The sequence below is a fragment of the Streptomyces sp. MB09-01 genome (assembly GCF_033794505.1).
Lineage (GTDB): Bacteria > Actinomycetota > Actinomycetes > Streptomycetales > Streptomycetaceae > Streptomyces.
Genome location: NZ_JARAYQ010000252.1, coordinates 1 through 11,659 on the forward strand (window position 1 = coordinate 1; position 11,659 = coordinate 11,659).

General features: G+C 73.7%; 12 protein-coding genes and 1 pseudogene. 6 read left to right on the top strand and 7 right to left on the bottom strand.

Annotated features, from left to right (window positions below; all coding sequences use genetic code 11):
• Positions 1 to 27: 27 nt before the first annotated feature.
• Complete coding sequence (gene cynS / locus PV721_RS35010) at positions 28 to 498, top strand: cyanase (protein ID WP_319731563.1); 471 nt, start codon at positions 28 to 30, stop codon at positions 496 to 498.
• A 206-nt stretch (positions 499 to 704) separates the two neighbouring features.
• Here the strand turns inward: cynS and PV721_RS35015 are convergent, their stop codons facing one another.
• Together PV721_RS35015 and PV721_RS35020 are read right to left on the bottom strand one after the other, a co-directional pair.
• Entirely contained in the window at positions 705 to 1,115 is a 411-nt protein-coding gene (locus PV721_RS35015; protein ID WP_319731544.1) for a rodlin, read from the bottom strand.
• Between the two features lie 80 nt (positions 1,116 to 1,195).
• Positions 1,196 to 1,957, bottom strand: coding sequence for a class I SAM-dependent methyltransferase (locus tag PV721_RS35020; protein ID WP_319731546.1), 762 nt, complete (start codon positions 1,955 to 1,957; stop codon positions 1,196 to 1,198).
• On the opposite strand from PV721_RS35020, the gene PV721_RS35025 reads away from it, so the two are divergent.
• Entirely contained in the window at positions 1,956 to 3,545 is a 1,590-nt protein-coding gene (locus PV721_RS35025) for a class I adenylate-forming enzyme family protein (RefSeq protein ID WP_319731548.1), read from the top strand. The two genes, PV721_RS35020 and PV721_RS35025, sit on opposite strands and share 2 nt — an antisense overlap.
• Positions 3,546 to 3,563: 18 nt before the next feature.
• Here PV721_RS35025 and PV721_RS35030 read toward each other — a convergent pair whose 3' ends face one another.
• From PV721_RS35030 to PV721_RS35040, 3 genes are all read right to left on the bottom strand, one after another.
• A complete protein-coding gene (locus PV721_RS35030) occupies positions 3,564 to 4,724 on the bottom strand; it encodes a serine hydrolase domain-containing protein (protein WP_319731550.1) in 1,161 nt (386 codons plus the stop codon).
• A gap of 130 nt (positions 4,725 to 4,854) precedes the next feature.
• Positions 4,855 to 5,037, bottom strand: a complete 183-nt coding sequence (locus PV721_RS35035) for a hypothetical protein (protein ID WP_319731551.1) — start codon at positions 5,035 to 5,037, stop codon at positions 4,855 to 4,857.
• 64 nt (positions 5,038 to 5,101) lie between these two features.
• Entirely contained in the window at positions 5,102 to 5,377 is a 276-nt protein-coding gene (locus PV721_RS35040) for a hypothetical protein (protein ID WP_319731553.1), read from the bottom strand.
• A 219-nt stretch (positions 5,378 to 5,596) separates the two neighbouring features.
• Between PV721_RS35040 and PV721_RS35045 the strand changes: the two genes are divergently transcribed.
• Positions 5,597 to 6,775, top strand: coding sequence for a CapA family protein (locus tag PV721_RS35045; protein ID WP_319731555.1), 1,179 nt, complete (start codon positions 5,597 to 5,599; stop codon positions 6,773 to 6,775).
• A gap of 155 nt (positions 6,776 to 6,930) precedes the next feature.
• Here PV721_RS35045 and PV721_RS35050 read toward each other — a convergent pair whose 3' ends face one another.
• Positions 6,931 to 7,056: a hypothetical protein gene (locus tag PV721_RS35050; RefSeq protein ID WP_319731556.1), complete on the bottom strand. Its 126-nt coding sequence runs from the start codon at positions 7,054 to 7,056 to the stop codon at positions 6,931 to 6,933.
• A 1,014-nt stretch (positions 7,057 to 8,070) separates the two neighbouring features.
• On the opposite strand from PV721_RS35050, the gene PV721_RS35055 reads away from it, so the two are divergent.
• Positions 8,071 to 8,502: a GNAT family N-acetyltransferase gene (locus PV721_RS35055; RefSeq protein ID WP_319731558.1), complete on the top strand. Its 432-nt coding sequence runs from the start codon at positions 8,071 to 8,073 to the stop codon at positions 8,500 to 8,502.
• 123 nt (positions 8,503 to 8,625) lie between these two features.
• A complete protein-coding gene (locus PV721_RS35060) occupies positions 8,626 to 9,351 on the top strand; it encodes a hypothetical protein (protein ID WP_319731560.1) in 726 nt (241 codons plus the stop codon).
• Here PV721_RS35060 and PV721_RS35065 read toward each other — a convergent pair.
• Positions 9,348 to 10,013 (bottom strand): lysophospholipid acyltransferase family protein, encoded by a 666-nt coding sequence (locus PV721_RS35065; protein WP_319731561.1) that lies wholly within the window; start codon positions 10,011 to 10,013, stop codon positions 9,348 to 9,350. The two genes, PV721_RS35060 and PV721_RS35065, sit on opposite strands and share 4 nt — an antisense overlap.
• A 223-nt stretch (positions 10,014 to 10,236) precedes the next feature.
• Between PV721_RS35065 and PV721_RS35070 the strand changes: the two are divergent.
• A pseudogene (locus PV721_RS35070) lies at positions 10,237 to 11,659 on the top strand (hypothetical protein); the annotation flags it as partial.

Consider the following 11,659-nt stretch of genomic DNA (forward strand, 5'->3'; position numbering starts at 1 on the left):
CCCCTCACCCCAGAAGGACGTTCCGCCGTGCCGCACGCCCAGCTCGACCCCACCGCCCGGCAGGACCTGGCCGCCGCCGTCGTCGATGCCAAGACCCGCAAGGACCTCACCTGGCAGCAGCTCGCCGACGCCGCCGGCCTGTCGGTCGCCTTCGTCACCGCCGCCCTGCTCGGCCAGCACCCCCTCCCCGGGCCCGCGGCGCACGCGGTGGCCGAGCTGCTCGGCCTCGACGCGGACGCGGCGCTGCTCCTGCAGACGATCCCGGCCCGCGGCCCGGTGACCGGTGGTGTCCCGGCCGATCCGACGATCTACCGCTTCCACGAGATGCTCCACGTGTACGGGACCACCCTGAAGGCCCTGGTCCACGAACAGTTCGGCGACGGCATCATCAGCGCGATCAACTTCAGGCTGGATGTGAAGAAGGTCGCCGACCCCGAGGGCGGCGAGCGCGCCGTCATCACTCTGGACGGCAAGTACCTCCCGACGAAGCCCTTCTGACGGAGCCCTTGCGACACACGCCGAAGAGCCTCTCGCCCGGTCGGGCGGGAGGCTCTTCGAGGTGCGGTTCCGGTGCCCACGGTGACGGCCATCGGGCCGGCGCGCGCCGGTTGAAGGGTGGATCCGCGGATCCGGGTGGAACAAGCCGGGGCCCCGTGGGCACTCGCGCAGGCGTCGGAGGCCCCGGCTCGCACAAGGGGACGGCGTCAGCTGCCCGACGAGATGTTGCCCGACAGGACCGGGATGTTGTCCAGGATGTGGGAGAGCGGCTCGTCGCCCTTGGCCTGGGTGGAGTTCTCGGTGCACTGCTGGTTCTGCGGGTTCGACAGGACGTTGATGTCCTGGATGCCCAGCTGGCCGGCGGCAAGGATCCCCTGGAGGTTCAGCTTCGCGGGCAGGCCGATGCAGGGCTTGTTCAGGCTGCCCTGGACCACGCCGAGCTGCGGGCTCAGGTCACCGTGGGTCTTCTGGTTGCCGTAGATCTGCTGGGCACCGTTGCCGTTGACGGTGGTGACCCCGCCGTCGTTGCCGATCGCCATGGCCGGGGCGGCCAGGGCGGCGCCCACGCCGACGATGGACGCGGTGGCGGCGGCGGTGGCCATAATCTTCTTGAGCATCAGTGGGTCCTTATGTCGCACGAGTGCATGGTGGGTGAGCGCCTTGATCAACGCCCGGACCGGCGACAGGTTCCGCCGCTTCACCCGATCAGCCCCTCCCCCGCATCGGGGCCGCGGACGGCCAGGCTCAGCTCGACGACGTAGTGCTCCTCCACCCGGCCGTCCGGGAACCGGCGCATGAGGAGGGCGCGTTCGTCGGCGAGGAAGGCGTCCGTGCCGGGCTCGCCGACGAGGAAGAGGGAGTGCGTCGACAGCTTGGCCAGGTGGGTGTCGACGGGGACGCGGCGCGACCACGTCAGGCGGCGGACGGTGAAGCGCAGCCCCTCCTGCGAGCGGGCGCGCTCGTTGATGTACCAGCCCGGGCCGAACCGCTCCTCGATGCGCGCCTGCTGATCCGCGATCCACCCCACGGTGACGTCCGGGTCGTTCTGCCAGACCGCCAGCGCCCCGCCGGGGCGCAGCACCCGCAGGGCCTCGGGGACGGAACGGGCCGGGTCGGTCCAGTGCCAGGACTGTGCGTACGTCAGCAGGTCCAGGCAACCGGAGGCCAGCGGCAGCCGGTTGCCGTCCGCGCGGACGAGCGGCGTCCGTGGGTTGCGGCGCCGGAACTCGGCGGCCATGCCCTCACCGGGCTCCACCCCGATCACGCGGGCCCCGTGCGCCTCCAGCAGGGCGGTGGCGATCCCCGTACCCGCCCCGACGTCGGCGACCCTGGCGCCGGCCAGCGGAAAGCCGGCCAGTGCCGCCAGCGTGTCGAAGAGCGCGGGCGGGTACGAGGGGCGATGGTCTGCGTAGCGCGCGGCCGCGGCGCTGAATGAACGAGCACGGGATTCGGTCGTCATGCCGTCCATGATGCCGGTGGCCCGGGCGCTGTGGAGCGGGGCACGAGAGGCGGGTCGGCGCGTGGTGGCCGCACGGTATGTCACGGAGCTGGTCGGGGCTTTGGAGCGGCACGCGGGGCCCGCGCTCGGGACCGGCCCGGTCGTCCTGGAATTCCGAGAGGTACTGGACGGCGCCCGCCGGGTGGCCGTGGTGCTCTCCGAGGAGGGGATCGGGCGCGGCTCGGGACTGGCCTGTGTGGCGGGCACGAACCGGCCGGAGGTGCTGCTCCTGCGGATCGCCGCGCACCTGCTGGGTGCGCGGCTGACCCAAGTGCTCGCCGGACCGGCCCTCTACGGGCTGGACTTCATCCTCCGGGACTGCCGGCCGGACCTGGTGGTGCACGACGTCGCGGTGCCCGGCACCGGGGCTCCGCGGCTCGCCCTCGACGAGGTGCTCCGACGGGCCGCCCATCGCGAGGCGGCGGCGGTGTCCGTACGGGCGCGCGAGGACGACGTGGCGCGGGTGACCTACACCGGCGGGACCACGGGGCTGCCCAAGGGGGTGGCCTCCACCTTCGGCGCGATGGCCGCGCGCAACGCCGTACACGCGGAGGGCTGGGCGGAGTCGGTGTACCTGTCGGTCACCTCGCTCGCGCAGCGGTCGGGCGGGCGGTGCCTGGAGCAGCTGCGGGCCGGGGGGCGGGTGGAGATCCTCGACCCGTTCGGGACCCGGGAGTTCGCGGCCGCCTGCCTGCGACTGGGGCCGGTGTCCACGTACCTGACGACTTCGATGGTGTACCGGCTGCTGGCCGACCCGGCGACGGCCCACGGGGTGCCCGGGCTGGAGACCGTCTCGTACGGCGATTCGCCCGTCCACCCCGAACGGCTGCGGGAGGCGGTGACCCGCTGGGGCGGCCGGTGGCAGCAGGGGTACGGCATGAACGAGGCGGCGGTGATCTGCCGTCTCTCCCCCTCCGACCACGAGGCGGCGGTGGCCGGGCGGCCCGAGCTGCTCGCGTCGGTCGGGCGGCCGGCGGCGGGGGTGGAGGTCGAGGTACGGGACCGGCGGGGCGCGGCGTTGGCGGCCGGAGACACCGGCGAGGTGTGGATGCGGTCGGCGGCGATGATGGCCGGGTACTGGGGCCGGCCCGGGCTGACGGCCGGGGTGCTGCGGGACGGATGGCTGCGGACGGGGGACCTCGGACATTTCGGCGAGGACGGCTACCTGTACCTCGACGACCGGGTCAAGGACGTGGTGATGGTCGACGGGGACAACGTGTACTGCGTGCCGGTCGAGGCGGCGCTCGCCCGGCATCCCGCCGTGGCGCAGGCCGTGGTGGTGGGCCGGCACAGCGAGCGCACCGGCGAGGAAGTGTGCGCCTTCCTGGTACCGGCGACCGGGTGTCCGCCCGGGGCGGAGGCGGCCGCAGGCGCCTGTGACCTGGTGGAGAAGGAGCTGTCCCCGGCACACCGGCCCACCGCCGTGTTCTGGGAGCGGACGATCCCCCTGACCGCGCGGGGCAAGCCGGACAAGCGCCGGCTGCGGGAGCGCGCGGCCGCGGCCGCCACCGCCGAGGAGTACGGGGGTGAGGGCCGTGGCCAGGCTTAGCCGACGGGCGTGGGCCTCTCAGTTCGGGGTGGCCGCGTAGGTCCAGAAGTCCCGCATCACCCGGGGCGGGGTGGGGCCGGTCAGTTCGCGCTGGGTCAGGAGGACGGTGACGGTCCCGGTGGCGGGGACCACGTGGGCGGCGGTGCCGGTGCCGCCGATCCACCCGTACCGCCCCGGGACGTTCCAGGGGGCGAGGCGGGCCACGTCGACCGATCCGCCGAATCCCCAGCCCTGGCCCTCCAGGAACAGGGTGGCCTCCTCACGCTGCCGCGCGGTGAGGTGATCGGTGGTCATCTGCCGTACCGACTCCGGCGAGAGCAGCCGCCCGCCCTCGTACGAGCCCGCCGCGAGCAGCATCCGGCCGAAGGCGTGCACGTCGTCGACGGTGGAGACCAGCCCGCCGCCGCCGGACGGGAACGGAGGAAGGCTGCTCCACCGGCCGTCGGGCGCGTCGACCAGCTGCAGGGCTCCGCCGTCGGGGTCGGCGCGGTACGAGCTGGTGAACCGGTGGCGCTGCGCCCGCGGGACGGCGAAGGCGGTGTCGCGCATCCCCAGCGGCGCGAAGACGCGCTCGGCCAGGAACTCCTCGAAGCGCTGTCCGCTCGCACGGGAGACGAGCACCCCGAGGATGTCGGAGCAGGTGTGGTAGAGCCACGCCTCACCGGGCTGGTGCAGGAGCGGGATGCGCGCCAGGATCGCCGTCCACTCGTCCGGCGCAGCGACCTGCCCGGGGTGCGGCGGCCCCTGCTTGAGCTCGCTGAACAGCGGGGCCACGGCGGGCAGCGAGAAGTCGGCGGGGAAGCCGTAACCGGCGCGGAAGGTGAGGAGGTCGGCGACGGTGACCGGGCGGTCGGCGGGGACCACGTCGTCGACGGGTGAGGACGGGGTACGGACGACCATCGGCGCCGCGAGCTCCGGCAGCCAGCGTGCCACGGGGGCGTCGAGCCCGAGCGGACCGTCCTCGATCAGCATCATGGTCGCCGCGGCGGTCACCGGCTTGGTGAGCGAGGCGATCCGGAAGAGGGAGTCCCGGGCCATGGGGGCGGTGCCGGACGTGTCGAGGGAGCCGACGGCGGCGAACTCGACGTCCTCTCCGCGGGCCACCAGGCCGACGGCGCCGGGCAGCGATCCGTCACCGACATGGGACTCCAGGAGACTGCGCAGGTCGCTCACGCTCATGGTCCACCTTCTCGTACGTGCGGATGCTCGTACGAGAAGACTGCCGCAGGGCCACGCATTCATCGGTCGGACCGGCATCGCTTCGACACGCATCGGGCCGACACGCACCGGGCCGCCGCGACCGCGGTCGCTACGCGGCCGGAACCACCGAAGCCCTTATGGCCGCGGCCCACTCCTGCAGCAGTACGGCGTGCCGGATGCGCTCCGCGTCGGAGAGGCGGCCCTCGGCGCGGGCGAAGAGGCAGCGGATGTCGGCGTTGATCCCGGCCAAGGTGCGTTCGGCCGTGGACTGGTCGTCAGGGGTCGGGCTCACGTGATCAAGAGTAATCGTGGGATGTGACAACCGTGGACCATGTCCGCAATACGGACGCTCCCGCTCAGTCCGTGATCCGGTCGGCCCGGGACTGGAGGCAGCGGCGCTCCGGGAGGCTGAGGGTGAGTCCGACGGCCTTCGCGCAGGCGGCGCGCGCCGCCGCCCGGCCGCCCGCCATCTCCAACAGGTGGGCCCGTACGACTTCGAGGCGGTGGCGGCCCACGAGACGGTCGTCCTCGTCCAGCGCGACAAGCAGCGCGAGGGCCTCGCGCGGCCCGTGCACCATGTCCACGGCGATGGCATGGCCCAGGCGTTCCACCGGGCCGGGGACGAGCCGCATCAACACCTCGTGCCGAGCAAGGGTTTCTGAAGATCAGGTAGAGGACGTGGAGCACGTCGGCGAGCCGCTCGGCGTGGTCCGGGTCGAGGTCCGGCCCCCGGTCCCGTCCATCATGCGGGATGCCGAACGGCGCCGCCGAGGGCCGGGGGCTACCCAGTGCGGCACGGGGTCCGAACGGCGCACAGCCGCTGGAAGAGGGGCAGGGCCTACTGTGGAGGAGTGGGAGCCAGCGGCAGCCCTGCGACGGACCACGAGGTCACCCTCTGCCTCGCCGGCGACGTGATGCTCGGCCGGGGCGTCGACCAGGTGCTGCCACACCCGGGCGACCCGCAGCTCGCCGAGCCGTGGGTGACGGATGCACGTGCGTACGTCGAAATGGCCGAGGCCGCGAACGGACCCGTACCACGGCCCACCGGCTACGACCGGCCGTGGGGCGACCTGCTGGAGGAACTTCGGGTTACCGGGCCGGACGCCTGGGTGCTGAACCTGGAGACCAGCGTGACCCAGGCGGACAGATTCGCCCCCGGGAAGAGCGTCCACTACCGCATGAACCCGGCGAACCTGCCGTGCCTGACCGCCGCCCGGCCCGACGTGTGCGTACTGGCCAACAACCACGTCCTCGACTTCGGCCGCGACGGGCTGGCCGAGACCCTCGACAGCCTCCGCACCGCCGGGCTGCGCACCGCCGGTGCGGGCGGCGACGCCGACGAGGCGTGGCGGCCGGCACGGGTGGCACTGCGGCCTCCTTCGTCCCGCGGGGGGTCCGCGTCCCGTCACGGGCCGCGCCTCCTCGTGTTCTCGATCGGACTCCCCTCGAGCGGCATCCCGCTCGACTGGGCGGCCACCCCGGACCGCAGTGGCATCGCCCTCGCCTCCGCACCCTCGCCGGCCGCCGCGGCCGACCTGGTTGCCCGTATACGGGGCGCCCGCCGGAGCGGCGACCTGGTAGCCGTCTCGATCCACTGGGGTTCCAACTGGGGCTACCGGGTCCCGCCCGAGCACATCCGCTTCGCCCACGACCTCGTCGACGGCGGCGTCGACCTCGTCCACGGCCACTCCTCGCACCACCCCCGCCCCTTGGAGGTCTATCGCGGCCGGTTGATCCTCTACGGCTGCGGAGACCTGGTCGACGACTACGAAGGGATCACCGGTCACGAGCAGTACCGCGACGACCTCCGCCTCCTCTACACGGCCCGCCTCGAAAAGGACACGGGGGCGCTGCGAGGACTGCGCCTGACCCCGTTCCAGGCCCGCCGCCTGACGCTGCATCGAGCCCGCCTCCGCGACGCCCACTGGCTGCACGCCGCCCTCACCCGGCGCGGCGACCCCTTCTCCGCGGCGCTCACCGTCGGCGACGACGGGGCGCTCACCCTCGCCCCGGCGAGACACGAGGTGTGACCTCAGTGACCTCACTGACCTCACTGACCTGAGTGACCTCAGACCCGCATCCCGCATCACGCGCAGCGACGGCCTCTCGGGTGCCACCGGACGAGCACGTCGCGGGTACTACGGGAACTCGCTTCCCCCCTGCACTCGAACCGGCGGGCGGCTCCTCACGGCGTGGCCTCACGCCGGAGGACCGGCGCGGTGACGATCCGGCAAGAGATGTGCAGCAGCTTCTCCAGCCTGCCCACCTCGTAGTACGAGATCCCGTCTGCCCAGGGCGCTCCGTTCAGCATCCCCTGGGGCTGGTGGGGCCAGATGGCAGTTGGTGGCCACGCCGAGCTCGCGTGCGGCGTCAGCGATCACCCGCCGGCGCCGGACCTGTTCGGCCGGTGCTGTTCAGCGCGTTCCGGGTCGTAGATCGTGCGGTTCTGCAGGCAGTGGCAGTGAGGCCGCGGTGTGTCGTTCGCCGCCAGTGCGCCGACGGTCGTAGTGCTCGCCAGTCCCCGTCGGACAGCGCCCACCACAGCGACCTCGTACTGCCCGCCCACGCCCTGCCCCGGGAGCTGCAGGACGGTAGGCCGTATCAGTCTCCTTGCTGCTCCTTCGTGTCGAGCTTGGCGTGGAGAAGGGCTGTTGCAGGTTCGATCCACAGGGGCACGCCCTGGACCTTGGAGGACCTGAGGGGTCGTCCGTGCCATCGTTCCAACGGCCCGAGCTTGCCTGCGCAACCGCGTCGTGTACGTCTTCCGTGGTGAGCCTGGATCCTGCCACGTCTGTTCCTGCTCCGTGACCCCGCAAACGCCGGGGTCGCGTCACGGCCGCAAGCATTGCGAGTGCACGCACGTAGGCGTCCGGTCGTCCAGGGTGTGCCGGTAGCGAGCCGTCAAGGCGACCCTGCCGACACGTGGCCCTCTCCCGCCGCACCTGCTGACGGCTACGACCAGGCATCAGTCTGATGTCCGGACTGTCCGGACGCCTCGCCCCCGATGGACAGGAACCTCCCCTCCACACCCGATGGGGCGGGGGCGCGCCGGCCGCCCGTCACCGGTTGCCAGTGCGGGGGCCGGCTCAGGCGGAAGGCCCGGTTGGTGGGGCGGATGTCTCAGGCGCATCGCGAAACGAGTGTCGCGATGTCCTCGGCCTTCTGTGCTGCACACGGGCTCCTGGACCCGGAGCCTGTCGCACGGGACGTCGGAGCCGTCCTTCCCCTTTCGACACGTCGGCCGGGGCACCGCGGTACGGCCGTGTCCTGCGGTGGGCCGCGACCGGGCCCCGGTGCTGTGTGAGGGGTCCTTTAACCTGGCACGATGAAGATCGTCGACCTGGAGCCGGGAGACCCGCGGCTCACCACGGACCTGCTGCCCGTACTGCGGGAACTGCGCCCCCACCTCACCGAGGAGCTCTTCCTCGGGATCCTCGCGGAAGGGCACGGCCAGGGGCTGTGCTTCACCGCCGCCTACGACACGGCCGGCGTGTGCGTGGGCGCGGCCGGCTGGCGGCTCGTCGCCACCACCTCCCTGGTCCGCAAGCTCTACGTCGACGACCTGGTCACCGCCGCCACCGACCGGTCCACGGGGGTGGGGCACGCCCTGCTCGCGCACGTGGAACAGCACGCCCGGGCCGCCGGCTGCACGGCCCTCACCCTCGACTCCGGCACCCAGCGCACCGACGCGCACCGCTTCTACTTCCGGGAGCGGATGGCCGTGACCGCCTTCAGCTTCGAGAAGCCGCTCGGCTGAGCGGGCCGGGCCCGGGGCCCGTGACCGAATCGTCGCCGCCCCGAGGCCCGATCGGGCTCGTCGGCCGGTCACGCGGTTGCTAGGTTCCTGCGGAAGCCGACCGACCCTGGGGGAACCGATCTCATGCCCGCATCCCGAGGCCCCCGCACGGGCTTGTCCGCCGCGGCCGTGGCCGCCGTCCTGCTGGCGGGTTCCACGGGGTGTGGGGACAAGGGCGCCGAGGACCCGGCTTCGGCCTCCGTCTCGGCTTCCGCCCAGGTGTCCGCATCCGCTTCCGGGTCGGAGACACCGACCGCCGCAGCTTCCACGGCCCCTGCCTCCGCGCCCGTTCCGGCCTCCCCGTCCGGCTCCTCCACACCGCCGGCCGCGCCCACGACCCGGGCGGCGACGCCGCCCCCGGCTCCGACCCGGCTGACCGTCGCGGTCGACACCCGGGGCGGCCGGCTCGCCCTGGTACGCGGGGGCGCGGCGCAGGAGTTCACGGTGACCCTGCGGAACGGGAACTCCGCCGAGTACCGCCACCTGCTGGTCGGCTTCCAGATGGAGCTCCTGGTCGGCGAACCCGGCGACCGGCCGGGCAGCGGGCCGGGTTTCCTGCTGGAACGTTTCGACCAGGCCTCGGGCGCGTGGCGTACGGCAGAGTTCCGCATCGCCAACGACGTCAAGCCGCTGTCCCTGTACACGGGCGGCGGCCCGCTCGCCCGGGAGGCCGTGCGCATCGAGCGGTACCGGCTGCGCGCGACCGCCGGCGGGCCGACGGGCAGGAGCCCGGTGGTGGTGTCCTTCATCGACACGGACGCCGACCGGCAGGCCGCCGCCCATGTCGTCCTCGAGCACTCCACCCGCTAGGACGAAGCTCCCGGGCACGCTTCCCCGGCTGCGAGCGCGGCGGTCCGCCAGGCGGCCGTGACGGCCCGTCGGGCCCGGTCCGTCGCCTCCGGCACCCGGTCGGGGAGGTGCAGCGGTGAGCCGATGTGAACGTGCAGGCAGGGCCTGCGCAGCGGAGCGGTGACCACTCCCGCGAGCTGCTTGGCGCTGCTGCCGGAACACAGGCGGCGGGCGCCCGCCTGGCCGACGGGCACGACGGGTGCTCCCGTCGCGGCGGCGAGCCGGGCCAGGCCGCTGCGGAAGGGGCCCGGGGCCGCCTCCCCCGCGTCGCGGCGCGACGGCAGGCCGCCTTCGCCGTAGAGCAGCACGCTGCGGCCCGAGGCGAGGGCGACGGCGGCGGCGTCGAGGGAGTCGGCGGCGCGGGCGGTGCCGCGGTGGACGGCGATGTGCCCCTCGCGCCGGAGCGCGGAGCCGAGCAGGGGTACGCGCCACAGGCCGCCGGTGGCCAGGATGACCGGCTCGATCCCGTACCGGCGCAGCGCGGCGACCACGACGGCCGGATCGGCGAGGGAGGTGTGGTTGGCGACGAGGATGCTGGGGGCGGCGGGCCGCGCGCCCGGGTCGGCGGTGACGGTCAGTCTCCCGAAGGCGGGGACGAGGGCGGCGGCGATTCGGCTGAGCATGGACGGCCCCGTTCGAGTGCGGCGGTGGTGGCGGTGCGGTCCATGGTCGAACGGTGGGGAGGCAGGGTCATGAGTAGGCGTACTCAATCGAATGTGACCGAACTGTCACAGGATCAAGCACGCGGAACGAGGGGGCCGCGACGGACCTCTAGCAGTGCGGCGGGGCTCCTCGGGGCCCCGCCGCACAGTATCGGAACGGTGTGAGCAGCAAGGCGGGGCTGGGATGAAGGCGGTAGCGGTGGCGGGCGATTCCTCGGACGACCCGGAGATCGAGCAGGGGATCACCGTCCCGGAGACGGAGCCCGCTGTCGCCCCCGACAGCAGGGGAAGCGACCAGGCACAGACCAACACCCCCCGGCCCAGGGCAGACAGCCCCAAGGCGCACTCCGACCCCGGCCCCGGCCCCGAAGCCGAAGCCGAAGCCGACCGTGCGGTCCAGAACCCGGCCGAAGCCGAAGCCGCGGCCGGGGCCCACTCCGAGGCAAGGGCCGAGACGGAGGCCTGGCCTGCGGGCGAACCCGGAACTGGGCCCACGCCCCAGGCGGCACCCGGAGCCGGGGCTGAGCCTGAAGCTGAGGCCACATCAGAGGACAGGGCCACGGCCGGGCCCGGGGCGCAGGCGGAACCCGAAGCCGACGCTGGCGTCGAACCCGTGGCCGGGGCCAAGGCCGATACCGAAGCCGGGGCCGAGTCTCAGGCCGACGCCGAGTCGGCCGGCGAAGCCGCGGCTGGACCCACGACCCCCGCAGCAGTCGAGGTCGCCGCTGCGGCCGAGCCGCTGCCCAGGGCCAAGGCCAACACCGACGCCGGGGCCGCTGGCGACCCCGCGGCTGAACCCGGAACCCTGACGGCGCCCGCTGCCGACACAGCGGCCGAGCCCCTGGCCGGGGCCGAAGACGACGCCGAAGCCGGGGCGGAGCCTCGGGCCGAGGCCGAACTGGAGGTCGCCGCTGCCGACGAGGCCGCAACTGGGCCCCTCACTCCTGCGGCACCCGACGCCGAGGTCGAGACCGCAGCCGACACCGACGCCGAAGCGGCCAGCGAAGCCGCGGCCAAGGCCGACACCGAAGCCCAGGCGAAGCCTCAAGTCGAGGATGCAGCTGGGCCCGAAACCCCGGCAGCAGCCGAGGCCGACGTTGAGGCCCCCGTGGCCGGAGCCAAGGCCGACACCGAAGCCCAGGCGGAACCTCAGGCCGAGGGTGCGGGTGGGAACGGAACCCCGGCTGCAGCCGATGCCGACGCAGTGGTCGAGCCCCTGGCCGGGGACAAGACCCACGCCGAGGGCGGGGCCGAGGGCGACGCCGACGCCGACGCCGAGGGCGGGGATGGGGTGGAGGCGACGCAGGTCATCGTTGTCCCGCGGCCGGTCCCGTCGGGCCGGGATGGCGTCGGCGCTCCGCGCGTGCCCGCTTGGGCGCGGGCGGACGCGGGCGCGGACGCCGGTCAGACGAGCGAGTTCGTGGCGCTCAAGGACCTCGACGTCCCCCCGCCCGCCGCGCCGGAGGCGAAGCCGCAGCCACGGGTCCAGCCCCGGACGCCGGGGGCGACCGCGCAGCCGCTGCCCGCGCTCGACCTGCTCGCCGAGCTCACCAACACCCCTCCCCCGCCGGAGACCCCCCGCCGGACCGCGCTGCGCCGCGTCAAGG